The 25,783-nt window shown below is 66.6% G+C and carries 28 protein-coding genes; 12 read left to right on the top strand and 16 right to left on the bottom strand.

The window, feature by feature from the left end; genetic code table 11:
• Positions 1–32: 32 nt before the first annotated feature.
• On the bottom strand, positions 33–698 hold the full coding sequence (locus TFC3_RS18305) for an N-acetyltransferase (protein ID WP_153040285.1): 666 nt from the start codon (positions 696–698) through the stop codon (positions 33–35).
• 113 nt (positions 699–811) lie between these two features.
• On the opposite strand from TFC3_RS18305, the gene TFC3_RS18300 reads away from it, so the two are divergent.
• The gene (locus tag TFC3_RS18300) at positions 812–1,240 is read left to right on the top strand and encodes a hypothetical protein (protein WP_067501259.1); all 429 of its coding nucleotides are present in this window, start codon (positions 812–814) and stop codon (positions 1,238–1,240) included.
• Positions 1,241–1,303: 63 nt separating this feature from the next.
• On the opposite strand, the gene TFC3_RS38095 is transcribed toward TFC3_RS18300, so the two are convergent.
• Complete coding sequence (locus tag TFC3_RS38095; protein WP_067501257.1) at positions 1,304–1,951, bottom strand: hypothetical protein; 648 nt, start codon at positions 1,949–1,951, stop codon at positions 1,304–1,306.
• 148 nt (positions 1,952–2,099) lie between these two features.
• On the opposite strand from TFC3_RS38095, the gene TFC3_RS18290 reads away from it, so the two are divergent.
• The 3 genes from TFC3_RS18290 to TFC3_RS18280 all read left to right on the top strand — a co-directional run bounded on the left by TFC3_RS18290 (position 2,100) and on the right by TFC3_RS18280 (position 6,090).
• A complete protein-coding gene (locus TFC3_RS18290) occupies positions 2,100–3,173 on the top strand; it encodes a S1 family peptidase (RefSeq protein WP_067501256.1) in 1,074 nt (357 codons plus the stop codon).
• 62 nt (positions 3,174–3,235) lie between these two features.
• Positions 3,236–4,414, top strand: coding sequence for an exo-alpha-sialidase (locus TFC3_RS18285; protein WP_236718415.1), 1,179 nt, complete (start codon positions 3,236–3,238; stop codon positions 4,412–4,414).
• A 257-nt stretch (positions 4,415–4,671) separates the two neighbouring features.
• The gene (locus TFC3_RS18280; protein ID WP_236718189.1) at positions 4,672–6,090 is read left to right on the top strand and encodes a diguanylate cyclase; all 1,419 of its coding nucleotides are present in this window, start codon (positions 4,672–4,674) and stop codon (positions 6,088–6,090) included.
• Positions 6,091–6,705: 615 nt separating this feature from the next.
• Here TFC3_RS18280 and TFC3_RS18275 read toward each other — a convergent pair.
• Entirely contained in the window at positions 6,706–7,083 is a 378-nt protein-coding gene (locus tag TFC3_RS18275) for a hypothetical protein (protein WP_067501254.1), read from the bottom strand.
• A gap of 58 nt (positions 7,084–7,141) precedes the next feature.
• Here TFC3_RS18275 and TFC3_RS38090 point away from each other — a divergent pair, with 58 nt between their 5' ends.
• A complete protein-coding gene (locus TFC3_RS38090) occupies positions 7,142–7,291 on the top strand; it encodes a hypothetical protein (RefSeq protein ID WP_161952625.1) in 150 nt (49 codons plus the stop codon).
• Between the two features lie 160 nt (positions 7,292–7,451).
• Here the strand turns inward: TFC3_RS38090 and TFC3_RS37140 are convergent, their stop codons facing one another.
• The 3 genes from TFC3_RS37140 to TFC3_RS18265 are packed head-to-tail and all read right to left on the bottom strand — an operon-like array spanning position 7,452 to position 8,811.
• Positions 7,452–7,643, bottom strand: a complete 192-nt coding sequence (locus TFC3_RS37140) for a hypothetical protein (protein ID WP_153040283.1) — start codon at positions 7,641–7,643, stop codon at positions 7,452–7,454.
• Positions 7,640–7,816, bottom strand: coding sequence for a hypothetical protein (locus TFC3_RS18270; RefSeq protein ID WP_201787180.1), 177 nt, complete (start codon positions 7,814–7,816; stop codon positions 7,640–7,642). The genes TFC3_RS37140 and TFC3_RS18270 overlap by 4 nt, the downstream gene beginning before the upstream one ends.
• The gene (locus tag TFC3_RS18265; RefSeq protein ID WP_067501251.1) at positions 7,813–8,811 is read right to left on the bottom strand and encodes an NADP-dependent oxidoreductase; all 999 of its coding nucleotides are present in this window, start codon (positions 8,809–8,811) and stop codon (positions 7,813–7,815) included. The genes TFC3_RS18270 and TFC3_RS18265 overlap by 4 nt, the downstream gene beginning before the upstream one ends.
• Before the next feature lie 119 nt (positions 8,812–8,930).
• Between TFC3_RS18265 and TFC3_RS18260 the strand changes: the two genes are divergently transcribed.
• Together TFC3_RS18260 and TFC3_RS18255 are read left to right on the top strand one after the other, a co-directional pair.
• Complete coding sequence (locus TFC3_RS18260) at positions 8,931–9,806, top strand: LysR family transcriptional regulator (RefSeq protein ID WP_067501249.1); 876 nt, start codon at positions 8,931–8,933, stop codon at positions 9,804–9,806.
• Between the two features lie 286 nt (positions 9,807–10,092).
• Complete coding sequence (locus tag TFC3_RS18255; protein ID WP_067507000.1) at positions 10,093–10,431, top strand: YciI family protein; 339 nt, start codon at positions 10,093–10,095, stop codon at positions 10,429–10,431.
• Between the two features lie 220 nt (positions 10,432–10,651).
• Here the strand turns inward: TFC3_RS18255 and TFC3_RS38775 are convergent, their stop codons facing one another.
• Complete coding sequence (locus TFC3_RS38775; protein WP_067501247.1) at positions 10,652–11,014, bottom strand: zinc-binding dehydrogenase; 363 nt, start codon at positions 11,012–11,014, stop codon at positions 10,652–10,654.
• 10 nt (positions 11,015–11,024) lie between these two features.
• Complete coding sequence (locus tag TFC3_RS38770) at positions 11,025–11,168, bottom strand: alcohol dehydrogenase catalytic domain-containing protein (RefSeq protein WP_201787179.1); 144 nt, start codon at positions 11,166–11,168, stop codon at positions 11,025–11,027.
• Positions 11,169–11,276: 108 nt separating this feature from the next.
• On the opposite strand from TFC3_RS38770, the gene TFC3_RS18245 reads away from it, so the two are divergent.
• Positions 11,277–12,242, top strand: coding sequence for a serine hydrolase (locus TFC3_RS18245; RefSeq protein ID WP_067501244.1), 966 nt, complete (start codon positions 11,277–11,279; stop codon positions 12,240–12,242).
• Positions 12,243–12,800: 558 nt separating this feature from the next.
• Here TFC3_RS18245 and TFC3_RS18240 read toward each other — a convergent pair.
• From TFC3_RS18240 to TFC3_RS18210, 7 genes are all read right to left on the bottom strand, one after another.
• On the bottom strand, positions 12,801–15,059 hold the full coding sequence (locus TFC3_RS18240) for a discoidin domain-containing protein (protein ID WP_067501242.1): 2,259 nt from the start codon (positions 15,057–15,059) through the stop codon (positions 12,801–12,803).
• A 460-nt stretch (positions 15,060–15,519) separates the two neighbouring features.
• On the bottom strand, positions 15,520–16,473 hold the full coding sequence (locus tag TFC3_RS18235) for a beta-ketoacyl-ACP synthase 3 (RefSeq protein ID WP_067506999.1): 954 nt from the start codon (positions 16,471–16,473) through the stop codon (positions 15,520–15,522).
• A gap of 285 nt (positions 16,474–16,758) precedes the next feature.
• On the bottom strand, positions 16,759–17,163 hold the full coding sequence (locus TFC3_RS18230) for a response regulator (protein ID WP_255363771.1): 405 nt from the start codon (positions 17,161–17,163) through the stop codon (positions 16,759–16,761).
• 155 nt (positions 17,164–17,318) lie between these two features.
• The gene (locus TFC3_RS18225) at positions 17,319–17,747 is read right to left on the bottom strand and encodes an ATP-binding protein (RefSeq protein ID WP_067501236.1); all 429 of its coding nucleotides are present in this window, start codon (positions 17,745–17,747) and stop codon (positions 17,319–17,321) included.
• A gap of 185 nt (positions 17,748–17,932) precedes the next feature.
• A complete protein-coding gene (locus TFC3_RS18220) occupies positions 17,933–19,144 on the bottom strand; it encodes a low temperature requirement protein A (RefSeq protein WP_067501233.1) in 1,212 nt (403 codons plus the stop codon).
• 98 nt (positions 19,145–19,242) lie between these two features.
• On the bottom strand, positions 19,243–20,328 hold the full coding sequence (locus tag TFC3_RS18215; RefSeq protein ID WP_067501232.1) for a zinc-binding alcohol dehydrogenase: 1,086 nt from the start codon (positions 20,326–20,328) through the stop codon (positions 19,243–19,245).
• Positions 20,321–21,301, bottom strand: a complete 981-nt coding sequence (locus TFC3_RS18210; RefSeq protein WP_067501229.1) for a Gfo/Idh/MocA family protein — start codon at positions 21,299–21,301, stop codon at positions 20,321–20,323. The genes TFC3_RS18215 and TFC3_RS18210 overlap by 8 nt, the downstream gene beginning before the upstream one ends.
• A gap of 153 nt (positions 21,302–21,454) precedes the next feature.
• Here TFC3_RS18210 and TFC3_RS18205 point away from each other — a divergent pair, with 153 nt between their 5' ends.
• Both TFC3_RS18205 and TFC3_RS18200 read left to right on the top strand, forming a co-directional pair.
• Positions 21,455–22,465 (top strand): glucosyl-3-phosphoglycerate synthase, encoded by a 1,011-nt coding sequence (locus tag TFC3_RS18205; RefSeq protein ID WP_067501227.1) that lies wholly within the window; start codon positions 21,455–21,457, stop codon positions 22,463–22,465.
• Positions 22,466–22,473: 8 nt separating this feature from the next.
• Complete coding sequence (locus tag TFC3_RS18200) at positions 22,474–23,580, top strand: glycosyltransferase (RefSeq protein WP_067506997.1); 1,107 nt, start codon at positions 22,474–22,476, stop codon at positions 23,578–23,580.
• A 204-nt stretch (positions 23,581–23,784) separates the two neighbouring features.
• On the opposite strand, the gene TFC3_RS18195 is transcribed toward TFC3_RS18200, so the two are convergent.
• Positions 23,785–24,519 (bottom strand): SDR family NAD(P)-dependent oxidoreductase, encoded by a 735-nt coding sequence (locus TFC3_RS18195; RefSeq protein WP_067501224.1) that lies wholly within the window; start codon positions 24,517–24,519, stop codon positions 23,785–23,787.
• A gap of 137 nt (positions 24,520–24,656) precedes the next feature.
• Here TFC3_RS18195 and TFC3_RS18190 point away from each other — a divergent pair, with 137 nt between their 5' ends.
• Together TFC3_RS18190 and TFC3_RS18185 are read left to right on the top strand one after the other, a co-directional pair.
• Positions 24,657–25,331 (top strand): TetR/AcrR family transcriptional regulator, encoded by a 675-nt coding sequence (locus TFC3_RS18190; RefSeq protein ID WP_082772138.1) that lies wholly within the window; start codon positions 24,657–24,659, stop codon positions 25,329–25,331.
• Positions 25,325–25,780 (top strand): SMI1/KNR4 family protein, encoded by a 456-nt coding sequence (locus TFC3_RS18185; RefSeq protein WP_067501220.1) that lies wholly within the window; start codon positions 25,325–25,327, stop codon positions 25,778–25,780. Before TFC3_RS18190 ends, TFC3_RS18185 begins: the two co-directional genes overlap by 7 nt.
• Positions 25,781–25,783 lie beyond the last annotated feature (3 nt).

Raw genomic sequence — 25,783 nt, 5'->3', positions numbered from 1 at the left:
CCCTCGGCGCCCGGAACCCGAAATAAGCGCGCCTACTCCGGGTAGACGGTGCCGGGCGGTGCGGCGATCAGAACTGTCGCTTCGGTACACCAGCCGAGTGTCCGGTACAACTGCTGGCCCTGGACGCCGCCGATGAGCAGCCCGGTCTGCGCGCCGAGCTCGATCGCCGCGTTGGCCAGACTTCCCATGACCACACTGCCCAGTCCCCGGCGCCGATGACCCGGCCAAGTGAGGATCTTGTCGGCCGAGGCGTACCCGCCGACGACTCCCGCATAGCCCCGAGCGGCGTCCGAGCCATCGTCGGCGAACACCTGGACGAAGACGACGCCGTCGTCGACCGTGGTCTCGGTTCGGTACCCGGCGGGCACCGGGCTGAGGGGATGCTCACGCAGGTCGACGCTCATCAACTGCTCGGATTGCTGCAACATGGTCAGCCCAGCCGCCTTCAGCGCGCCTACCGCCGCCTGCGGCTCTGTGGTTGCCACGGTCAACCAGGTGACGCCCTCCTCCCGGAGCGCCGCCGCGGCGAGCCCGGCCAACGACTCGGCCCGGTCATCGAACGCGAAAAACTCGATCTCGCGCGAATCCAACCGGCAATGCACCCGCAGCCCGCCGGGCACCTCAACGCCCGGCTCGACCCCGCGCGCCCTGCCCCAGCCCCGCTGCCACGTCGCGAACACATCCCGAGTGCCATACACGCCGGCCAGTAAATCATGGAGAACACGGACCAGTCCCGCACATATACGAGGCATGTACGGCAGGCGCTTACCTTCGCGTTGTTCGATACGCCTGGGCAAGAAGGGTTACATTCATGCGCAGAATCACCTGTTCCGCCGTACTGTCCGTCGCGCTGACCGCCGGTGCCCTGCTGGCCGGCGCCGGCCCTGCCGCCGCCTGGACGCAGAAATTTTCCTGCGACAAGAGCTTGCACAACTGGACCGAGTACGGGTACCTGAACGCTCTGGTGTCCTGGTCCTCCGGCGGCGGCGTGGAAACGAACTTCGCAATGAACTCGAGCATGAAGCCGATCAAGGCGGAGTCGTTCGTGCGGCTGTTCTTCAGCGACGGCAGCACCAAGAACCTCAAGTACACCGATGTCGATGACCAGAGCAACGGCGGAGGCGGGATCACCTACAGCAATCCCGTCAACCATCCTGGTGTTACCAAGCTGATGTTCCACACCTACATCGGCCCGGACAGCAACGTGTGGGGCTGTGAGGAGTGGGTGTACCGGCCGTAGGTGCCGGGCGCAACGTGACCCCGGCACGAGGCCGGCCGGGGTCACGTTCGGTGCCGGGGATGGCTACTTGCGGATCGAGTCGTAGCGGTACGGGTCGAAGCCCGCGCGCCGGGTATCCGCCACATTCATCTTGCGGTGCTGCATGTCGTGACCCGGCCGGCTCTCCTCATAGACCCAGAAGTCCGCCTTGGTGTCCGCGTTCACCCACTTGTCGAACAGCACCGCGTGGTCGTGCTCGTGGACCACGGCGTCGCCTCGCAGCAGGTCGTTCCAGTTGATGACGTGCGATACGTCATCCAGCGTCCACGTGGTCTTGCTGGTCTTGAGCTTCCAGGCCATCGAGACGAACCCCGAGCAGTCCGTACGGTAACGCTTGCCATGGTTGACGTCCCACGCGTCGGCGGAACCATAGGGCACGTTGCGGTCGTACCAGTCCTTCGCGCGGGTCATGACGCTGTCACGCTTGATGGGTTTGCCGTACCCGGCCGCGGTCAGTTCGGCGTCCTCGGCCACGGTGAGGACCTCCTCAGCGCCCTCGCCGCCGCCGGGACTGACCGGGTCGTCGGCAGCGGCTGCCTGCCCCGCCACCGCCGCGCTGGTGGGGACGCTGCTGGCCAAGGCGGGGGCGGGAGCTGACATGATGGCCGCCGTGGCCGCGAGGGCCCCTGCGATGGCGGCCGTGCGGATCCGGCGATTGGTGATGGTACGCATTCGTCGCTTTCCTTCCCGGTACGACAAGACGCCCTGTGGCATCGGCGGAAAGCTATCCACAGGCCGTACATCGGCCGTACATGCCAGCACGGACAACAAATGTGCGCGCCCTGCCTACTTTCGGCCACACCGAGAAAGGAAGGCAGACATGCCGAAGACAATGCTCGCGGCAGCCGGAGCGCTTGCGCTGACCGCGCTGGCAGCGACTACTCCGGTACGAGCGGCTGAAGCCGCCACGGTTGCTTCCATGCCCGCCGCGGCTGCGAGCGCCTTCGCCACGCAGCTGGGCGACTCCCGTACCGGCGGTGTCTATGTCGATGCCACCGGCCGTACCGTCGTCACCGTGACCAACGCTGCCGACGCCCAGGCGGTACGCGATGCAGGCGGGGTCGCCCAAGTCGTCGAACGCAACCTGAGCGAACTGCGATCGGCCACCACCGTGCTGGACGACTCCGCCCGCGTTCCCGGCACGTCATGGGGCATCGACCCGAGCACCAACCAGGTGAGCGTCGAGATGGACAGCACCGTGACCGGCGCGAATCTGCAGCGACTGACGGCTGTCACCGACCGCCTTGGCGCGGCCGTACGAGTCGGCAGGGTCCCCGGCAAGCTCACCCTGACCGCCGGGTTCACCTCCGGCGGCCAAGGGATCCAGAACAAAGCCGAAACCCTTACCTGCTCGATCGGTTTCAATGTACGTAACACCGCCGGCGCCAAGTCCTTCATCACCGCCGGGCACTGCGGCAACAAGGTCAGCACCTGGTACAAGGCGGCCAACGGCACCTACCTGGGCACGAACAAGCAGAGCACCTTCCCCGGCAAGGACTACGCCGTGGTCACCTACGCCAACAACGACGTCTCCGCGTACGGCACGGTGTGGGTCAACGGTGCCGAGCAGCAGATCACCAGCTCCCGCTACCCGATTGCCGGTGAGTCGGTCGCCCGTACCGGAACCACCAGCACCGACCTCGTCGGCGCGGTCCTGCTGACCAGCACCACGGTCAACTACTCGGAGGGTACGGTCACCGGACTGATCAAGACGTCACTGTGCGCCGAGTTCGGCGACAGCGGCGGCCCCCTGTTCCATGGTTCGGTGGCGCTCGGCATCACTTCCGGATCCGTTGGCGCCGACCAGTCCTGCACCACCGCAGTCAGTGAACGGCGCTCCTACTATCAGCCTGTGCAGGAAGTCCTCGATCGCACCGGGCTCGGTGTCTTCTGATGCAGCTCCGGCCGTCCGCGGGATCGCACAGGAACAGTACGCGCACCCTCGCCGTGGTGCTCATGCTCGTAACCGCGTTGATGTCGGCGGGCTCACCGGCGTTGGCTGCGGGGCAGAAACACAGCGAAACCCTGCTGTTCGACGGGGATGGTGAGACCCTCAACGGCACCCGCTACCACTCATTTCGCATTCCTTCGCTGCTGCGCACCACCAAGGACACCCTGCTCGCCTTTGCCGAGGGCCGCGCGGAGTCCAACCGGGACTACGGCAACATCAATCTGATGGTCAAACGCTCGACCGACGACGGCGCAAGCTGGTCCGCCCTGGCCGAGGTCGTCGGAACCGGACAGGGCACCTGGGGCAATCCGACCGCCGTGGTGGAGCGCACCAGCGGCACAATTTTGCTCTTCCTGTCGTGGAACCCCGCCGGTCTGAGCCAGAACGGAGCAGACGGCACCACCCGGATCAGTGCGTGGGGCGAGCGCCGGGTCAAACTTTTCACCAGCAGCAAGCAAGAGGATGGGCGAACCTGGCACGGCCCGGTCGACCTGACAGCCGCTGTCACCCCCAAGAAGCACGCCGACGGCTCGGAGTGGGCCTGGGATGCGGTCGGGCCGGGGGCGGGCATCGAGACCTCGTCGGGCCGGCTGGTGATTCCGGCCACCAACCGCACCATCTACAGCGACGACGGTGGCACAACTTTTCACAGCGCCCCCATGGCACGCGGGCAAGAGGTCACTGGGGAAAGTTCCGTCCTGGAGTTGACCGACGGCCGGCTGATGCGCAACGACACCGCGGTCAAAGCGAAGTGGGAGACGGCGAAGAACCGCTGGATAGCGCGCGGCACCGTCGAGGGCGGATTCACCGCCTACACCCCCGATCCGCACCTGCCGGACCCGCATGCGCAGGCTTCGGTCCTGCGCTACAACCTCGACACCACACCACGGATCATGTTCCTCAACTCGGCCAGCACGACGAATCGCCGGGCCATGACGATCCGGGTCAGCACCGATGAGGCGGTCACGTGGCCGGTGAGCCGCCCGCTGAGCGACGCGCCGCTGCCGGCATGGCCTCAGCTAGGCGCCGGCAACGTGGCCGAGGGTGGCTACTCCAGCATGGCCAAGACCGCTGACCTGTCGGTCGGCGCGCTCGTGGAGGTCAACGAGGATGTCGACGCGAACGAGACTTCGCACCGCTCGATCGTCTTCCGCAAAATGAACCTGCCGTGGATCACCGGCTGACCGGTGTCACGACGGGTCAGGTCTCACCCCGGATCGCCGGCGCCGATCTTCCTGGTCAGCAAGCGACCTGCCCACCAGCCGGGCCAGATGTCATTGGCGGGGGAGCCACCTTGGTCGCAGTTTCCTGAACATGTGGCCGCTGACCGGCATAGTCTGATTCAGCGTTCGCGTTCGAGGGGTCGTGTGGTGCGAATCAGTGCTGCACCTCAGCTGGTCCGCGCCTGAAGCTCCGGCAAGTCGTCATGGTGGGCCTGGATATGCGCAGTAGATGGGGCTTCGGCGCCGCGGTAGCGATCATGATGATCGCTTACTACTCCGTACCCGATGAAGCATGGCAGTTCTGGCTGCAGAACGGTGTGTGCTACCTCGCTGCGCTGGCAATCCCGGTCGCGTTGCGCCGTCGCGGCCCGAGCCGTCGTGAGCAGGTGCCATGGTGGCTGTTCGCGGCGGCTGTTGCGCTGTCTTCCTCGGGCGGCATCGCCCTGCGCTACGGTTTCGGGGAACTGGCCGGGCCGGACGTCTCGGACTATCTGTACCTGTCTTTCTACCCCCTCTGCGCGCTCGCCCTCGGCATCATGATGAAACAGTTGGGGCGTCGCGCGGACTGGGCCGCGTCGATCGACGCGCTGACGGTCACGGCCGGCATAGGCCTGCTGGCGTGGATCTACGAGCTGGAGCCGGCGCTGCACGCGCCAGGTGACTCGCTGGCCGATCGCATCACCACCATCGCGTACCCGCTGGCGGACATGCTCCTGCTGGCCCTGACGCTTTTCCTGGTACGCACGAACGGCCCGCGCGGCGGCTCAGCACCACGCTGGATTGCGGCTGCCTTCGTCTCCTACCTCATCGGCGACGCCGCGTGGGTAGCCGTGCAGCAGCTCAATGAGCAATGGTCCGGCATGTGGCTGACCGACCACATCATTCTCAGTTGCTACCTGATCGGGCTCACCCTGCTGGCGCTGGCCTCATGGCAACCCAGCATCCGCGACGACGGCCCGGGGGCGGCCGCGACTGCCCGGCTGACCAGACCGCAACTGGTTCTGCTCAGCACCGCCGTACTCATCGCACCGGCGGTCCTACTCGGCGAAGCGCTGCACTCGCAGGTGACTCACGGCAGCTCCATCGCGATCGGCTCAGCGCTGATGTACTCGCTGGTCATGACGCGAATGATGCAGTTGCTGCGGCAAGCCGAACGAACCTCGGCGCAGGTACGCGAGCTCTCCCGCCAAGACGCCCTGACCGGCCTGCCCAACCGCCGCGCCTCCATCGACGAACTACCCCGCTACCTCGAACAAGCCCGACGCGACGGCATTCCGATCAGCGTCGGCATGCTCGACCTCGACCACTTCAAGGCCTACAACGACCAGTACGGCCACCCCAGCGGCGACCGCCTCCTCAAGGCCGCTGCTTCGGCTTGGCATGCCACGCTACGACGATCCGACGTCCTGGCCCGTTACGGCGGCGAAGAATTCATCGTCCTGCTACCTGGGGCCGACCTGCAGCAGGCGACTTACGCCTTACACAGACTGCAGCCCGTCACCCCCGAGGACCAAACCTTCTCGGCCGGCATCGCAACGTGGGACTATCACGAAACCTCCGACGAACTGATCGCCCGAGCCGACGCCGCGCTCTACACCGCCAAACGCACCGGCCGCGACCGTGTCTGCCTCGCATAAGACCCGCGTGGGCGATTTTGATCACCCGGCCAACCAGGTCGGGACTGAAAGATGTTTCGATTCTCGCTCCCATGGTCCGGCCTTTGATGTGAAACGACTGAAACTGCTCGGTACCGGGTCTCCCCAGCGGCGGATCGCATCCCGGACGGCGTCCAGGTTCGCGGTTGTCCGGGCCTTGAAGTAAGGGGGCTGCCCGGCACGAGGTCCGAGCGTGCGACCGGTACGCAATGGTCATCCGGAACGTCGGACGTACCGTGACAGTCAACAGTGGATAGTGCTGAGGCGGTCTCGTTGGCCCGGCCCTGCGCTTGCGCAGCAAACCGGGACTGGTGGCCCGGTCCGATTCACAGACCTGACCCATCGAGTACGCCCACAAGCCCCGGTGTATCCGCTGGAATTGCCTAGCTGGCGATTGAGGCGTCGGCGCTGCCCGCGCATCCCCGTTGCACCCGGCAACCCGACCGGACGACCGCGGTGACGGCCGACCGGACCGGATCACGCGGCACACGGACTGCGCCGGCGCCTCCGTCTTCTACAGCCTGGTGGTGGACGTCGGCTTTACGTGCAGATCAGCAGGCCGGCACCGGTGACCTGCCCGAAGACCCTGCGGGCCGTTCACTCGTAGCAGCTCTGATCCGCCGACTCCAGCGCCAACTCAGAGACCTTCTTGTTTTTGATCATCATGCGGTAATACGCGTCGGCGTTGCCGGGCACCTTCACGAAGCCCCGGTGGTCGCCGACCGGGTCGTCAGCCGCGGCAACCTTCCATCCCGAATAGGCATCGCGTACGGCGCTTTCCGAACTGCCGATCCCGATGCCTTCGGGTGTCCGAAGGCCGGGGCGCCCGTCGATGACCTGAACCCCTTGCGTGCTGCCCGCCGCCACCCGAGCATCCGGGTAGCCTTTGAGCGAGGAGTAGAGGCTGCATTTGGCTTCCTCGGTGCCCTCCCACTTGGTGATCATGCCGGTGGCGGTGGCCTGCTTCGAGGTCATGCCCAGCTTGAGCGGTCCAAGGCCGTTGGGGCCCAGCGTCTTGGCGGCCGGTGCCGCGGTGCCCGGCTTGCTGGACGCCGGTTTGGTGGGCTGCTTCGACGGCTCCGTCGTCCGGGTCGACGGCTCGATGGTCCGGGTGGACGACGGTGGCGACGACGGCGTGGGCGACGCCGACGGGACAGGCGAGGCCGTCACGGGGGCGGCTTGACCGTCGGCATGGGACACGGCTGGCTGGCAGGCGGCCGATAGGAGAACCGTGGCGGCGAGAACGGGCAGCAGGGTGGCGTGCTTCATGAGTGGCCTTTCGCAGTTGTTGCTTGTCATTGAGTGCGATGCGGCCACGTGGCAAGTGGTTCGGAGAATGCAGGTCACAGAGGAGTAACGGCTGACTGCTGGGCCATCCACTTCTCGAACGCGTCCGCGGTCAACGGCCGAGCGTAATAGAAGCCCCGTCCGTGGTTGTACCCCAGCAGCGTGAGCTCAGCGGTCTCCACGCCCTGCGCAACGGTGTGCAGGTGCAACGCCCGCACCAGCCGGCATGTTCCGGCCGTGGGAATCATGAATCCAACGCAGGTGTAGACATGCGTCCGGCGACAGGGCCGAGCACTCCCTGTCCGGGCACCGTGAAGGTCCAGGTGGTGTCCTGGGGCAGGATCGCTTCCAGCGCGGACACGTTCAGCTCGTCCAGGGCGTGAGCGTAGTTCGCCACTGCGTGCTGCAGTTCGGCTGTCACGAGACCACCGTCAGCACGATCTTGCCCTGGATGTGGCCCTGCGCGGCGCGCGTGTGTGCGTTGCCGGCCTCGGACAGTGGATATGTGCTGTCCACCCCCACCTGGAGCTTGCCCTCGTCGAACAGGCGCCCTATCTCGGCGAGCTGTGGGCCGCTGGAACGCACCTGGATGTCGGAGACCGAGATGCCCAGACGCGCTGTCTCTTCCGGGTCGTACTGGGCGAAGAACACCGGAAGCATGGTGCCGCCGCGCCTGAGCACGGTCAGAAAGTATGAGCTGTCCGGGCCACCGACCGTGTCGATCACCAGGTCGATCCCGCTGACCACGTCCGCGGCCCGCGTCCGGGTGTAGTCGATGAACTCATCGGCGCCGAGCTTGCGCAGGAACTGTTCGTGGCGGCCCGAGGCCACCGCTACCACGCGTGCTCCCTTCAACTTCGCCAGTTGCACCGCGAAGTGCCCCACTCCGCCCGCGGCCCCATTGACCAGCACGGTCATCCCCGGTGCGATCGGCACCGGCTGATGCACCCGACCGGTGAACGGAGACGCCACGTCGTGGCCGAGATCAATCAGCAACTGCCAAGCCGTGAGCACGGCCATCGGAGCCCCCGCCGCCTGCACGTGGTCGATACCGGCCGGCTTGCGGGCCAGGTCCGCCGCCGGCGCGGCCACATACTCGGCGTATGTCCGGCCGTCGAAGCCGGGGAACCGCAGCATGCCGAAGACCTCGTCACCGACGGAGAACTCCGCCACGTCCGAAGCCACCGCTCGGACCACGCCCGACATGTCCGTTCCGGGAGTCAACGGGAACTCCAGCGCCGGCCTCATCTCGGCTGGCATGACCTTCAGGCCCTCCCGCAGGTACCAGTCCGGCGGGTTGACGCCCGCCGCGTACACCTGGACGAGGACCTCGCCCGGTCCGATCTCGGGCAGGGGCACCTCGTCGTACTGCAGAACTTCCGGCCCACCGGCCTCGTGGAACTGGATCGCCTTCATCTCGCCTGTGCTTTCTCGGGGAACGTTGCTCCTCAGTCAAGGCCGGAACGTCCTGGCCGTCCAAGACCGGTTCGGCAACCCAATCATTCCGAAAAGACATGACGCGTACGCTTGGCTGGATGAACGATCTCGGGCAGGATTTGGAACTGCGCCTGGTGCGATATTTCACCGTGGTTGCGGTGCACCAGCACTTCGGCCGGGCCGCCGCTGACTTGCACGTCGCCCAGCCGGCGCTGAGCCGCCAGATTCAAAGACTCGAGAAACAACTCGGCGCTCGGCTGCTGGACCGCGTGCCCCAGGGCACCCGGCTCACTCCGGCCGGCCAGGCCTTCCTCCCTCGGGCCCAAGCCTTGTTGCAGGCCGCCCGGCAGGCCGAACTGGCTGTGCGCGACCATGCCGGGACCGAACGGATCACCATCGGCTACGTCGAAGACCTCGTGATCACTGCCGCGGTCCGAGAACTGCGCCGCCGCCACCCGCACGCCGAGATCTCCACCCGGCACCTGAGCTGCCGGGACGTGGAAGCGCTGTCCGGCAACCGCGTTGACGCCTTGCTCGGGCGAGCCCCGCTGCCACTCGCCGCCGACAAGGTGCTCACCACCCCGCTGTACGAGGAACCCCGGATGCTCGTGGTCCCGCGCGATCATCCCTTGGCTGACCGCGCGTCGGTGACCTCGGAGGAACTGGCCGGGGAGAGGGCAGCACCCTGCGCTTTCGAGACCGCGGACTGGACCTCCTACCAGCTCCTCGGCGCCGGTGTGCCACAGCTGGAGAGCTACGAGGACAAACTCGAACTGGTCGCGAGCGGTCGAGCGATCGCCGTGCTACCAGTCGGGGATCTGCGCAGCTCACTACGTCCCGATCTGGTCACCGTCCCGATCGAAGGCGCTCCCCCCAGTCGGGTCGTGGTGGTCAGCCGCAAGGGCGACCCGAATCCGATGATCAGGAGTTTCCGGCTGGCGGCCAAGGCCGCACTGACGGCCTCGGTAGCCTGACGGGCTTGGGCCTGAACTGCATCCACGGCTCCGGGCTATCGAAGCCATTTGTCGCCCGCTCAGACGTAAGGGCACACTTCTGCCGCTGATGGCTGAGCCGGCTCTGCCGTTGCGTCACGCTCCGTAGAGGTGTCTCGGTGTGCCACACACGCTCGCGTCGATGAGGGGGCGAACGTCCAGTCAGGATCCCGCAGATTTTAAGCTGGGGACGTGTCGGATCCGCAGGATGCCGTTCGTAGCCTGGGTGGAGCTGGACACTGGGTCCGGAGAACAGATGGAGCGACCAATGCCCCAATACCTTATCTACTTCAACCAGCAGTGGGTGGGCGAGCACTCAGAGGATTGGTTCCGCGAGCGAGGTCCCCTCGCCAGGGCGGCCGTCGACGAGATCAAGGCCGCCGGGGCGTACGTCTTCGCTGGGGGCCTTGATGAGCAGGGCCCGGTCTTCAGCGCCGACGCGACGAGCGGCGCAGTGATCTTCAGTGATGGACCCTATGTCGAGTCCAAGGAGTTCCTGGGCGGGCTGACCATCGTGGACGTACCCGATGAGGACACGGCCAGGGTATGGGCCGGCAAGATGGCGGAGGCATGCGGCTGGCCCCAGGAAGTTCGCCGGTTCGGATGAGAAAGTCACCCGTTGACTGAGTTTTGGTCAAGGTGTGGCGGCACCGGGAGTCCGTGCTGCTGCAGTCGCGGATGACCTTCCCCGGCGGCGTCAGTGGAGATTCACCCGATCACGGCTCTGGGGCGGCGCGAAGTTGCCGCGCCCAGAGCCCCGTGTAACACCGGAGTCGGCCGGCAATGCGTTTCGGCATAAACCGCGGCCGGATGGATGGGCTCGAAGCTCAGGGACGCAGGGTGACCTTGCCGGTGGTTCTGCGGGCTACGAGGTCCTCGAAAGCGCGGCGGGCATCCTCCAGGGGATATGCCGCATGGACCATCGGCTTCAGCGCGCCGGCCGCGGTGAGCTTGAACATTTCGGCCAAGGGCTCGGCACAGACGCCGGGAACGGCAAGAGCCGGAGGTAGCCAGCAGCCCATCACGGCGGCATTGCGGTCCGAGAGGGCCCCGCGTGCCAGGCGGTCAGTCCCTGGAGGAGAAGCGCGAGCCTCGGCGTCGCCCACCCCGTCCGGTAACGCCACGGCGTCGGCGTCCTTCACCACCGCCCGCTCAGCAAAGCCACCACCGCCGAAGATCGGTGCGAGCACGCGACGACCGTCAGCCCGCTCGACCGACGACTTCGGTGCCCGGAATGAACGGCAGCTCGGGCACCGGTCGATACGACCCGGCAAGGCGACTGGTATCGGCGAAGTTGACCCCTGCCGCGCTCACTTCCACGAGCAGTTGCCCGTCGATCGCCACTGGATCCGGCACCTGGACAAAATCCAGGACGCTTGTAACGCATCGAGTGCGCTGTTCAAGCCTTTGCGCGGACATCATCTCGGCTCCGGACCCGGCATACTCCTGGTCATGGGTTTCCAGGAGGACTGGCATGACGTGGTCGCGGACGCTGAGCAAACTCTCGACGTCAGTGTCGCGGTCAGCGGCCCCGACGGCGAGCTGTGGACCGCCGGTCGCGACGCGCTGTTCCCGGCATGCTCGATCAGCAAGCACGTCGCCGCGTTCGGCACGCTACGGCTGGTCGCCGACGCAACGATCGACCTTGACTCTGACGTCAACTCCTACCTTTCCTCCTGGCACCTGCCAGGAGCCGGCACAGTGACCGTGCGCCAGTTACTGGCTCACACGGCAGGACTGACCGAGAACTGGTTTCCTGGGTATGCCGGGCAGGAGAGGGTACCGACGCTGCTGCAGATTCTGACCGGTGAACCACCGGCCACATCGCCTGCGGTCCGGCGCGAGCTGGCGCCCGGCACCACGTTTCGCTACTCGGGCAGTCACTACGCCGTACTGCAGCAGCTCTTGATCGACGTGACTGGAGCCACGTTCGAGGAGTTGATGGCAGATGTCGTGCTGAAACCGGTGGGCATGACCAACAGCAGCTACGACCAGCGCTTCCCATATGAACATCGTGAGCGCGTCGCGCGTGGCCATTGCGGTGGCAGCCCCATACCCGGTGGCTGGCGTACGCAGCCGGAGATGGCCGGCGCCGGGCTGTGGAGCACCCCCGCAGACCTGGTCCGGCTGGAGCAGGAAATCGGGCGTGCCGCTGCTGGTACATCTCCTTTGCTGCCAGCGGATCTGGCCACACAGATGCTGACACCTCAAGTGCCCGGCGGATTCGGTCTGGGTACCGAGATCGGCCCCGGGCGCTATGGGCACACCGGGCAGAACACCGGCTACAGCTGCTTCTCGTTCGCCTGGCCGGCCTCGGGCACGGCGGTCGCCGTGATGATGGACGCCGAGGACTGCAAAGAGACGTTATTTGCTTTTCTCGAGATGGGGCAGCGTCACTTCGGTCCGTCACAGCCATAGTGCAGGGATCGCTCCGTCGCCTCGTCGCCTCGGGGACGGGCTCGCGGAGGTCGGAGCGAACGCGGCCAGCGGCAGCAGTGCCGCGTCGGCGCTGGCGGGTTCAGCGTCCGCGCGGGGCAGGAGGGTGACACCGTCCGAGGTCCGCTGAGGGTGCTGGCGGGATTGCGGGCGCTGCCGGCCAGCCTGCGCTGACCGCCGACCGGCAGTGGGGAGGCGGGCGCTCGCCGGCAAGTATGAGGTCAACCGTCGCCCTCCGCGCCGCGCACACGCCGTCCGCGGCCGTCGCAGGCCGGTGAGTTCGAGCCGGTCATCGATGACATCCTGCGGCCGGCGCACCAAAGATCTGACCCGCCTGTGACCGGCATCACCGCGTCGCGTGATCCGCCGGAAGCAGCCGCGTCCTCTGAACAGGTGTGATGAACAAGCGGCTGGACGGGCTTCACGGTGGGCTGAAAGACCTCCGGTCATGGTGCAGGCTCAGCGCCTTTCACCATGACCGGAGGTCTACTTACATCTCAGACAGACTTGACGCGTCAACAACGCTCATGGGCGCTACCGCTAGGGGTAGGACACCACATTGCGGGGGGTGGTGTTGCCAGCCGGGTTAGGGACGGCGCCGCCGGTGTCGTTGACGACGTTGGCAATGGTGCCGACGTCGCCGAGCGAGACGGTGAGAACGCTGTGCAGCTTGACGCCGGCGCGGTTGGGTACCTCAAACGCGCGGTCCACCCGGACGCTGGGGTTGGCGTTGAAGAAGCAGTAGGAACCGCCGCCCCAGAGTTCGTGGTCGGTCACGTTGTCGGCCACCTTGTACGCGGCGTAGCCGTTGCCACGCGGTCCGATCCAGGCCGCCTGGTTGGGTACGTCGTACGGCTTCTCGTTCTGGAAGAAGATTGTCTTACCGCGGTTGCCGTTCCAGATCACTTCATACTTCTGGTAGTGCTCGACGAACAAGCCGGTGGCGAGCACGTCGTCGCCGTTGACGAGCAGGCCGGTGTCGCCGGTGTTCACCGTCCAGCCGGTGGGTGCGCCGCCGTGGTCGGCCCGCCAGGCCCAGATGTGGTCGATGATCGTGTCGTCGCTGTGTACGGCGAGGGTGGTGGTGGCCTTGCCCTGGACGCTGCTGCCGATGCGGAAGAAGACGTCTTGCAGGCTGATCGGGTTTGCGGCGTGGTCGGTGTGCGTACCGGCCCGTCCGACGCTCATCAGTGTCGGGCTGTTGACCGAGCCGGCGTCGAAGGTCAAGCCGCTGACCTTGACTCCGTCCACGTCGGCGATGTTCAGCGCCTCGACCCCGCCGGTAGGGATCAGGGTCGGGAAGCCGATGCCGGTCACCACGGTGTTGGCGCGGGTAACCCTGATGGTTTCGTTGAGTGAGTAGGTACCGGGGGTGAAGAACAGGTTGAGGCCCTGGGCGAGGGCGGAATTGATCCGGGCGGCGCTGTCACCGGGCTTGGCGACGTAGAACTCTCGCATCGGGATCGAGCTGCCGCTGCCGTTCGGCCAGTGAGCCCCGGCAGAGCTGCGCTGCAGGGCGGGCACGAAGACGCGGTACTTACCGGCGCTGTCGATGTAGAGGTAGGGCTTCTCCCGGGTGACCGGTGTGCTTGCCAGGGTGGTGTGCGGCGGGTTGGGGAACGCGTTGGCCGGTGCGCCTTGAACGCCGGAGAAAACCATGTTCCAGACGCCGCCCTCCCAGCGGCCGATCCGGCTGTCGCGGGTGTACCACTGCTGCTGCGAGCCGGAAGAGACGGTGCCATCGACTACCGAGTCGGCTAGGTACCCGCCGCTGGAGTAGCCCTGCCCGTTGTCCTGGTTGGAAGGTGCCAGGGTCAGGTTGCCCTTGATGTGCACCCGGCGCATCGGGGCGGCCTGGGAGACGGCCCACCGGTTCGTGCCACCTTCCGGCACGATCGAAAGGTTCTCCATGCTGCGCCAGAAGTTCTGCGTGGCGTTCTTCTCATCGCCGTAGTTCCAGCCGGAATCGACGTTGACCGCACCGTTGATCGTCACGTCGTCGGGGTTGAGACCGAGGCCGGCCACCGTGGTGTAGAAACCGACGTTTGCCCACACCCGCCCATACGTGCCGGGCTTGAACAGGAACACGTGACGCTGCGTGCCGAACTGCGCGGTCGGGCTGCGCAGCTGCGCATTGAACGCCTGATCCACCGCACCCTGAATGGTTGCCGCCGACGTGCCCGGGTCGAAGATGCGTACGTTGGGGCCGAAGTCCGGGGTGTCGGAGGTCGGCAGACTCGGGCCGGAGGGGGTCGGACTGGTGGGCGTCGGGCCTGCGCCGCCGCCGAAAACTTGGAACTCCCAGAGCGAGTAGCCATACGGAGTTGCCCGCGTGGTGCCGTTCATCCGCACGTACCGGCCGCTGCCGGTGACGTTCAAGGTCTGTACGCCCAGCTTACCCGCGGTGCTCGGCGTGATGTTGGTCCAAGTGGCGCCGTTCTGCGAGGTCTGGATGGTGAAGGCTGAGGCGTACGCGGCCTCCCAGTTCAGCACGACCTGGCTGATCTGCTGAGTGCTGCCCAAGTCGACCTGCAACCATTGAGGGTCGGCGAACGCGCTGGACCAGCGGGTGCCGGCGTTGCCGTCCACGGCTGCGGCCGCGGAGAAGGCGCCGCTTTCCGAGGACGAGGCGGTAGCCGGCTTGCCTTGCGACAGCGGGATTTCGGCTGCGCTGGCGTCGGTGGTCACCGCGGCGACGGCGACACCAAGCGTCGCGGTGAGTACCGCACTCAGCGCGACTACCAGTCCGCGGCGTCTGCGAACCGGCTGAGGTGGACGTGTCAAAGCTGGGGATGTCATGTGCCTACCTAGTCGGGTTTGGCCGGCTACGCACGAGGGGGACGAACGCGCGGCCGGGCGGGGGAGCAGCGCAGAACCTCGGAGAGAGCGCTCTCTCGGAATTGTTACGCCCGTGTTGCGGCACGTCAATATGCCAGGACGCAGTAAAACCGCTAGGTCAGCCTCTTCCGGCCCGGGGCCGGCGAAGCGTCCGGGCCGGAACAGCCGTTACCCGGCGAGCCGACCATGCACTGCTTTGCTTCCAGAAGGTCCGTCCGCTGCTGCTGGGCGCGTGGCTGCCCAACAGTCTGATCGCCGGGGCCAGAGGCGATTTCTATTCCGGTACGCCGGCGGCGCGGTCGTGGTGGTGATGGTGTTCATCGCAGGTGTAGATCGACGTGCTGATCTTCACGTTCGGCCCCGGTCTTCCCGCCGCGCTGGGCGCCGTCGGCGTTGCCAGATGGCGCGACACCTGGGCGGGTCAGGGCAGGGTGACGACTTGAGCGGCGTACGAGAGGCCGGCGCCGAAGCCCACAAGCAGTGCGGGACCCGTCGTGCCGGGCAGGGCTGCCATTGCTTGGGGGATGGAGGCCGCGCCGGTGTTGCCGTTGGTGGTGATGTCGGTGGCCACCTGGACGTGCGGACCCAGCCCGATTGCCTTGGCCGCAACTGACGTGATGCGCAGGTTGGCTTGGTGGGGGATGAAAGCTGCAAGGTCGGCCGCGGAGATGCCTGCAGCGTCCAGGGCACGCATGGCAAGGTCGGGAATGATGGCGGTCGCCCAGCGGAAGACCTCAGGGCCCGCCATGCGCAGGATGCCCGATTCGTCGTAGCGCAGCAGCTTGCTGCCGGAGCCGTCGGAGCCCCACACCACCGGACCGATGCCACACGTCTGCGCTGGACCGATGACCACCGCTCCCGCGCCGTCGCCGAAGAGGAACGCCGTGCCTCGGTCATGCTTGTCGATGATGTCGGTCATACGCTCGGCGCCGACGAGGACCACGTAGCCGGCTGCGCCGCTGCGGACGAGCGCGTCGGCGGTGGCAAGGGCGTACGGGAAGCCGGCGCATGCCGCTCCCAGGTCCATCGCAGCGGCCGCCGAGGTGCCCAGCGCATCGGCCACCATGGGTGCTACGGTTGCCGCGCGGCCGCGGTGGGACATCGTCGCCACCAGGATGGCCGAGACGTCGCGGGGGTCGATGCCGGCGTCGGCAAGGGCTTTGGAAGCGGCCGTCGCGGCCATCGTGACGAGGTCCTCGTCGGGTGCGGCGTGCCGGCGGGACTCGATGCCGCAGCGGCGGCGGATCCACTCGTCGCTCGAGTCGATCAAGGCGGCGATCGGCTCGTTGCCCACCTCGGTCCGTGGGCGGTAGGTGGCGACGCTCAGGATACGCGACCCGGGGTGACCGGCGCGGCGCTGCAGAAGGTGGGCCATGGCCACCAATCCAAGCATGCCTGCCTGGGTCTACTCTGCGTGCTTCTTTCCTCGCCGGTAACCACGCGTTCGAGCGAGCGCGCCGCAACCGGACCCCGCCTCGGACGTCGGCGCCCGGTTACAGAACGCCACCGGGTGAGCGCCTCGTGGCGCACGAGCGGGCGGGGCGCCGACCGATTGTGGAAACCTTCGACCGCGTGGTTCCGCGGGATCACGCGGTCAGCCAGCCCTCACGGGTCAACGTCTTCTTGCGGTGGAGCAGTCTGAAGGCCCGCCCGTTGCGGCTCACGGCAAGACAGCGGTCTCGCTGTAGAACCTGCTGATTTTTTGCACTGCTTCCTCGAATTCCTCGAGACCCATCGGTTTGGTCACGAAGGCACTGGCGTGCCGCTGATAACTGGCTTGAACGTCCGGGGATGCCTCCGAGGTCGTCAGCACCACCACCGGGATCGCTACCAGCTCCGGGTCGTCCTTGATCTCGGCCAGCGCCGCCAGGCCTCCCATGCGCGGCATGTTCAAGTCGAGGAGAATCAAGTCGGGACGTTGGGACACGCCGGGGTCATGCAGGTAGTCCAGTGCCTGCCGGCCGTCAGCGACCCTGTGCATGTTTATGGCGCCTTCGGAACCGCTCAGCGCCTCCTCAATCATCAGAACATCAGCGTCGTCGTCATCGACAACCAGAATGTTCAACGCTCGTGGCCGTACCACGGCATCAGTCCTTTCCTCGGTCCGGACAGACAGTCTTCCGGACGGCTGCATAGCGGGGGTACGACTCCAACTCGGCCGGTACGTGCCCCTGGGAAGGCAGCGACGGTCTTACCCCACGCTGACGTATCTGAGCGTTGTCACGCATCTGGGGTGAAGCTGGCCCATACGTGTTTGGTGGTGGTGGTGCAGTACCAGCCGACGTCCAGCGCGAAGGAGCGGGCCAGGGCAAGCCCGCGCCCACCCGAATCCTGGGGCTGGGCCTCAGAGGGTTCAGGAATGGTGTCCACATCGTGGTCCGCTACATCGAGCACGTACAACTCGCCAGTCCGTAGCAGCCGGATCTCGGTGGGCGCCAGCCCGTGCCGGATGGCATTGGTGGCCAGTTCCGTTGCGACCAGCACCATCCGTTCCGGAACGTCACCCAGGTGATCGCCGGCAGCGGTGTCGGCATTCCTCAGCGCCAGGTTCAACGAGCGGCGCAGGCCTTTGAGTTCGACGGTACTGGCAAGGACCCAACTGCATACGACCTCGGCGTCGGGCGGCGGGGCCTGCTGCAGTGTGCTCATAGCGGGTCTAGTGCCCCGAGTAAGGCTTGCCCATGCCGTAGTGACCAAGTCGAGTCAAGCAGTCTGCGATCCGGTGGAAGCGCCAGGTTGACTTTCACCCGTCGAGGGCCCGCACCGCACCGCCGGTCGCCTCGTCCGAGGGTGTAACGACGCGTCAGCTGGCGATCGCGGGGATGGCTGCCTGCTCAGACCTTGGCGGTGCGTACTTCACCGGAGCGGTGCAGCAGGAAGCCGGCGATGACACCGACGACGGTCAGCGCGGCGAGCAGACCCACAGTCAGCACGGGAGGCAGATCGAGCAGGGCGATCAGCAGGGCCAGCGGCGCGCCGGCACCCGGCCACAGCACTGCCCCGCGGATCCGATTGCCCAGGTGGGCCTGCATGATCGCGGCGCTGAGCAGGTAGCCGGCGGTGGCGATGCCCAGCACCCACCGCGTCCCGGCGGTCAGATGATCGTCAGCGCCGTGCAGGACAGCGTGTTCCAGGCCGACGGCCACGGCCGCCAGCGAGACCGCCAGGGGCAGGTGGATGTAGACGTAGAAATCGTGGACGCCGTGCTTGGTGACCTTGTCGTCTTCTACCGCCAGGCGCCGCTTGGCGGCACCACCGGAGAGGTCGAAGTAGATCCACCACAGTGCTGCGGCGATCATGAAGGCTTCTGTAGCGGTGGCGACCACTGCTGGCTTCCACTCGCCGTCGTGCAAGCCGGTCACGACCGCCGTGACGGATTCACCGAGTACCAGGATGACGAACAGGCCGAAGCGTTCCGGGAGGTGTTCCAGGTGCAGCGGGATGGCGTTCTTGAGCCGGGCGGCCGCGGTGGGCCACACCAGGTCGACAAGTACACCCGCACCCCACAGCCAGTAGCGGGCCGGTTCGGCGACGGCCAGCGAGACGAGCCAGATGGCCGCACCGAGCGAGTGTCCGATCAGATACAGCCGGGCGGTTGCGCGGGCGTCCGGCACGTGCCGCCAGGCCCGCACGTAACCGGTGATCAGCGCCAGCCGGATGATCACGTAGCCGATGGCGAACCAGCGCCCGTCGGGCCCGTCGATCTTGTCGACGCTGGCGGCCATCGTCACCACGCCGGCCATGGCGGCCAGGGTGAGCAGGCGGAAGATCGCGTCGTCGGTGTCGAAGCGGTTGGCGTAGAGAGTGGTGCTGGCCCAAGCCCACCAGCCGATGGTCAGCACGGCGCAGAAGAGCAGCGCGCCGTGCCACGTTTCGTCCTTCGCGAGCAGGTCCGCGCAGCGCGCCACGAACAGCACGAAGGCCAGGTCGAAGAAGAGTTCGAGACGGGTCGCGGAACGATTCGAGTCCTGGTTCAGGTCGGGGGGCCGTACGGCCTCGACCTGTTCCGCCTCCTCCTCGTCGAGCCGCTGCTGGTCATCGGTCACTTGTGCTCCTGGGTGGTATGCGGTGCAGTCAGTCGGGATTACCCTCGGCCACTGAGCCATCGATCACATTCGCTGGCAGCTCTCACGTCTGCTTCGCACTAGACATGGTCGAAAGACAGGATCGACTGCACCTCTTGGCGGCGCCGGGCGGCCAGGTCATGAAGCAGGGCAGGGCCTTCCTCGAAGGGCACCACCGCAGTGATGAGGTGCTGGCGGATGAGCTCGCCGTCGTGGCGCAGCAACTCCACCGTGGCCGTTGAAAGGCGTTCTCTGTCCCAGATCCCGGCGAGTCCGCGTGGTACCCGCCCGATCTGGGCGCAGATCAGGCGCAGGCCGTTGTGGTGGAATTCCTCGCCGAGGCGCAGTTCGTCGGCGCCGCCCTGATAGAAGGCCAAATCGACGACAGTGCCTTGCGGGCGCAGCAATCGAAGGGCGAGCTGCAATGCCGACGCCTGGCCCCGGCATTGGAAGACAACATCGGCGCCACGGTCACCTGGCCAGTGCCGCCACCGCGTCTTGAGCGTTACGGCAGGGTCGGAGCCGGAGGTGTCGAGCGTTTCCAACCCCAGGGCCTCGGCGACTGCTCGCCGTTGCGGCGACGGGTCCAGGACGACCACGGAGGCGGCACCGTGGGCGCGGGCGAACAAGGCGGTGAGCAGCCCGACAACCCCCGCGCCGGTGACGGCAACCCGCAGGCCGCGTACCCCGTCGCCGAGGTTGGATATGCCCGGACCGTGCCGGTCGGCGGCGGCGTGCAGGAGGCCGTTCGCGCAGATGGGGCCCATGTGGGCGGCGTAGATGCCGAGCATCGGGTCGAGGTCGGCCGGCAGCACCACGATCCGGTCGCGCAGCGGGTCGCCGGTCCAGCCGGTGCGGTGGCCGTAGGTCATGGCGACCGTTGTGCCGGTTGGGGCGGCGGCCGTGCTGCTGTGGGTGACGATCCCGACTTCCATATAGCCCAGCCGGGTCACCGGGTAGGCGTCGTCGCCGGGACCGCCGAACAGAGCAAGTTCGGGGTCGAATCCGTGGTGCAGGGCGGGGTTGGTGTTCTTGACGAAGCTCAGCTCGGTGCCTGCCGACACCCCGCTGAACAGCGTACGGACCCGGAACGGGCCCGGCGCCACCTCCTCGTCAACGATCTCGAGGCGGCCCGGGGCACTCACGATCAGATTCCGGTCAGCCATGACGGGACAGCACACTCTTGGGGGCAACAGGCCGGCCGGTTGCCGCGGCTTCGGCGACTGCCAGGGCCAAGGCGTGGGTACGGAGCGCCTCCGCGTAGGGGACGCGGATATCGTCGTTCTCGCCCCGCACGGCTGCGACGAAGGCTCGGTCGACGGCAACCCGGGCGATGTCCGGGTCGTTGTCCATGGTGCGCGTACCGTCGGCGTCGCGGATTGTCAGACCGGTCTCGCTGATGCTCAGGGCGAGCCCGTCGGCGTAAATGTCCAGGCCTGCCCGTTCCTTCCAGCCCAGTACGCACGTCGCGGTCAGCGTGCCGACCGCGCCGTTGACGAAGCGCAGCGCCGCCGCTGTCGCCCCGTCGATGGTGGCTCCGGCGACTGGGGGAGTGCCGTTGCCGACCGCTGTCACCTCGGCCACCTCGCCGACGACGTGGCGGATCAGGTCCAGTACGTGGGCCGCCTGTTCCACAATCGGTCCACCTGACTGCTCGCGGTGCGGCCACCAGGGCACCGGTGGAACCTTGTCCAGCCAGCTACCGGTCACCAACCGCACCGGGCGGTCGGCCAGCACGTCGCGTGCCTGCTCGACGACTGCCAGATAGCGCCAGTGGTGACCGACGGCGGTTAGGACGCCACTGTCGGTAATGGAGCGGGAGATTTCATGGGCGGTGGCGAGGTCGAGGGAAATGGGTTTCTCTACGAACAACGGCAGTCCGGCTGCGATCACGGAGCGTTCGGCAGGCCCGTGGGCGAACGGCGGCACGCAGACGTACACGGCGTCCAGCTTCTCGTTGAGCAGTGCGTCGACATCCGGCACAACCCGTGCACTGTAGGTCTCGGCAAGCGCGGTCGCAGCGTCTGCTGCGACGTCAGTCACTCCCGCGATCTGCACGTCGGGCAGGCTTGCCAGTACCCGCGCATGTCGCTGTGCTACCCCTCCCGCTCCGATCAACCCGACCCGTGTCCCCGGCATTGGCGTCTCCTTTGTTGGTGTCGGGTCTGCACTGCTCGGAGAACGCCCGGCTCAAACAGTTTGCACGCAGGCAAATATTTAACCAGAACGAAAGATTGGCGCCCCCTCATCGGGGCATCTTTCTGCGTTGCCTAGATCGATATCGGGGGTCGTATGACGCACACCACCACGCATACCGTTGCGCCGGTCCTGGAGGCGTGGGCTTCCAGCCGGACTCGCGATTCCGCTGAATGGGACGTCCACGATCTGGTCGGCGCCAAGGGCGACATGCGGATCAGCGTGGTCATACCGGCACGCAACGAACAGGCCACCATTGGGGCCATCGTCAGCACCATCGGCCGCTGTCTCATCGATGAAGCGGCCCTGGTTGACGAAATCGTGGTGGTCGACTCGCGCTCGACCGATGACACCGCCTCGATCGCCCGTGCCGCCGGGGCCACGGTGGTGGGCCAGGATGAGATGACGCGCGGCCTGCCGCGCATGGAAGGCAAGGGCGACGCGCTGTGGGCCGGGCTTGCGGCGTGCACCGGTGACCTGGTCGTCTTCATCGACGGCGATCTCAAAGACTTCTCCGCCCACTTCGTAACCGGGTTGCTCGGTCCGCTGCTGACCGACGCGACGATTGACTTCGTCAAGGGCTTCTACCACCGGCCGCTCAGCCGGGCCTCCGGCGTCGAGCCCGACGGCGGCGGCCGGGTGACCGAACTCGCCGCCCGCCCGCTGATCAACCTCTTCTGGCCGCAGCTTGCCGGACTGGTTCAGCCCCTCGGTGGGGAGTATGCGGGCCGTCGTACGGTGCTGGAGCAGGTCCCTTTCGTCTCCGGTTACGGCGTTGAAATTGCGATGCTCATCGATCTGCTCAATCTTGTCGGCCTGGATGCGCTGGCGCAGGTTGATCTCGGTGTACGCCACCATCGTCACCAGGACACCGAGGCGCTGGGCCGGATGTCGGCGCAGATCATGGCGACGGTGTGGAGCCGGCTGTACCGCGACGGCCGGACAACGGAACCACTCCCTACATCTACGGTGATGACTCAGTTCCGGCGCAGTGGTGGCGGCGGGATTCCCCGCCTGAACCGCGAGATCGTAACCAGCGAGATTGGCATCACTGAGCGACCGCCGCTAGCCGAAATGGCTTTTCACTTCTCGGCGGCCCTGCCGTGAAGGTGCTGATGAACGCCGGGCCCTGGTTACCGGTCCCGCCGCACGGCTACGGCGGTATCGAGAACATCGTGGCGACGCTGGTTCCCGAACTGCGCAAGCTGGGTGTGCAGGTGGTCCTGGCAACGGTCGCGGAAAGTGCTCTCCCGGTTGACGAGCAGGTGCATGCGTTCGCCACTGGGCGGTTCGAGTTGCTGCAGCGACCGTACAACCAGGTATGCGGAATTGTGCCCGCGCATCAGGCCGCCGTGATGCGCCGGGCCGCCGCAGGCGATATCGACCTCATCCATGACCACGTCGAAGCCGCCGGGCTCAGCATGCTCGCCGGCATGGGACCCGACGCGCCGCCCGGTCTGCACACCTTGCACTGGGATCTCGGCAAGCACCCGGAGTTGTACGGCAGCTTCGACGGCGGCGACCGGGTCAGGGTCAACGGGGTATCCGCGGACCAGCTCACCCACGCCCCGGAAGCGCTGAACAAACATGCTGTAGGGCACGTGCACCTGGCCACTCCGCTCGCCGTGGATGCCGACAAACGTGACAAGCATCCCAAGGGTGACTACACGGTGGTGCTGGGCCGCATCAACGCAGGCAAAGGCCAAGACCTCGCCGCTCGCCTGGCTCACCTGCACGGCTTCAACCTGGTACTGGCCGGACCGGTGGGCCCCTTCCATACCCCGCAGACCTTGGCCGCCGCGGATCCGCAGAATCCTGACGTCCGTTTCTGGCGCGAGCACGTCGCTCCGCACGTCGATGGTGACCGGGTCCGCTGGGTCGGCACGGTCGCTGGTCAGGAGCGCGATGATCTGGTCGCCGGGGCCCGGGCTACGCTGTTTCCACTGCGCTGGAATGAGCCGGGCGGCACCGCTGTGGTGGAGTCGCTCGCGCTGGGTACACCTGTGGTCGGCATCGCCCGTGGCTGCCTGCCCGAGCTGATCGAGCATGCCCGCACCGGATTGCTCACTACTGACGAGAACGAGCTGGGCGGACTCGTGCACGCGGCGGATTCGATTTCTGAGCAGGAATGTCGAGCTGAGGCCGTACGCCGGTTCACTCCTGCCGTGATGGCGGCAAGCTACGGAAACCTCTATCAGCACCTGTTGTCTGCTACCTCGTAGCGAACGCCAGCAGCGTGATCAACCGGCGAAACGGCCATCACCAGGGTGTCGATGATGACCTCGTTGTTCCGCCGCCGCCCGGAGACCCGGCCAGGGCGGCGGCCTTGGACTCATCGCGTCCCATGACCTCGATGAGGTTGCCACCCGCCCCGGCGAGCGTGCTGATGGGTACGGGCCATGTCTCCCATCCTGGGGTGCGGTTGTTCAGATGGCGGTGACCCCGCCGGCGGCAACCAGTTCCAGGCCGTTGACATAGCTGGAGTCGGCGGACGCGAGGAACAGGGCGATGGCGGCGATCTCGTCGGGGCTGCCCATCCTGCCGCGGGGAATGAGGGACTCGAACGCAGCCTTGGTCGCCTCGTCGAACAACTCCTCCTGCTTGGCGGTGGCGACCTGGCCGGGAGTAAGGACGTTGACCCGGATGTTGCGATCGCGCAGTTCGTTGAGCCAGACGCGGGCCCAGGACTGCTGTACGGCCTTGCTGCCCGCGTAGAGGCTCCAGCCGGGAAACGCGCCGAGGGAGGCGTTGGAACCTGTCATGATGATCGAGCTGTTGTCGTTGATCAGTGGCAGCGCCTTCTGCACGGTGAACAAGGTGCCGCGCACGTTGAGCGAGAAAGTTCGCTCGAACTGCTCCTCCGTGATCTCGCCGAGTACGGCAGGCTCGCCCATCCCGGCGCTGGCCCACAGGATGTCGATCGAGCCCTTCTCCCGCTTGACTGTGTCGTACAAGCGGTCCAGGTCGGCCAAGTCGGACGCGTCACCCTGGACGGCGGTGACGTTGCGGCCGATCCGCTCGGCGGCCTCGTCGAGGATCTCCTTGCGCCGGGCCTGGATGAAGACGTGCGCTCCGTGCTTGACGAACAGGTCGGCGCCGGCCAGCGCCATGCCGGTGGATCCGCCGGTGATCACCGCGACCTTGCCATCGAGCTTTCCCACGATTACTCCGCTGGGTTGAAGGGTGGTTGGTACAGCCGGCTCTTATGTAAACCGATCTGTTTCTACAGGTTAGCCATCAGGGCGGTCCGATCGCAAGCTATGTACACCGATCCGTACCGCACCGTTATGCTGAAGGCATGACGGAGTTGGAGAAGGGCCCCCAGGGTCAGCGCCGCGGCCGGGGCGCACGCGAGCGCATTCTCAGCGCGAGCCGGCAGCTGTTTCGTGATCAGGGCATCAACCGCACTGGCATGGACCAGCTCTGCACCACGGCCCAGGTATCCAAGCGCACGGCCTACCAGCACTTCGCCAACAAGGACGAACTCGTCACCGAATACCTGCGCAGATTCGACCCCGACGTCATGGCCGCGGTGTTCGACCGCACCGACCTCTCGCCCAGCGAACGGCTCCTGGCTGCCTTCGACGTACCCGCGTCCATGCCGATGTGCCCGTACATCGGGGCGGCCGTCGAACTCCACGATCCAGAACACCCCGCGTCCCGATATGCACGCGACTACAAGACGGCAATCGCTGCGCGGCTCACCGAGACCGCCCGCGAAGCCGGGGCCACCGACCCCGAACAACTCGGAGAACAGTTGGCGTTGCTCCTCGACGGCGCCTCGGCTCGTACCCAGGTCCTCAACAGCGACTCCTTTCCCACCGCCGCCGCCATCGCCGCCGTCCTCATCGCCAACGCCATCCCCGTGTCACCCTCACGGCAGCCCGGCGAAATGACGGGCCGCGGCCGCGAACCTGGCGCTTACGTGGAGGAGCCTCTGCGGGACGACAACGGAAGGGCAACGCGATGGTGAAATGGGTGGACGGGGCGATTGACGATCCGCGGCCGGCGTCGGATGTGGCAGTGCGGCAGGCGCAGGACGAACTAGGTGTCGACCTGCCCCCGGAGTTTCTGGCCGTCGCGCAGGTTCATCAGGGCGCCGTTCCGGTTCCGGCCGGGATCGACTTGCCCAACGGTTTCGCCACCGCGGTCGGTCATCTGCTGCATTTCGAGGATGCGCCGTTCGTCAGCAACATCGGCGCGGCCATGTTCCCTTTGCAGGATGTGCTGGAGGAGGGGATCGTCCCGTTCGCCGCTGATGTGGGTGGCGACTTCTTCTGTTTCGACTACCGTGCCGACGGCGATCACCCGTCGGTCGTCTTCTGGAGCGTGGACTGGGGGGTCGTGCCGCTGGCTCCGGATTTCGCCGGCTTCCTGGCCATGCTGCGTCTCCAGGACGCGAAACGCCGTGGACGATGCTGACAG

Origin of the sequence: Actinoplanes sp. TFC3 (genome assembly GCF_001553785.1) — a bacterium.
GTDB lineage: Bacteria > Actinomycetota > Actinomycetes > Mycobacteriales > Micromonosporaceae > Actinoplanes.
The sequence above is the reverse complement of the archived record's forward strand: the minus strand, read 5'-3'. Positions and strand labels throughout refer to the sequence as shown.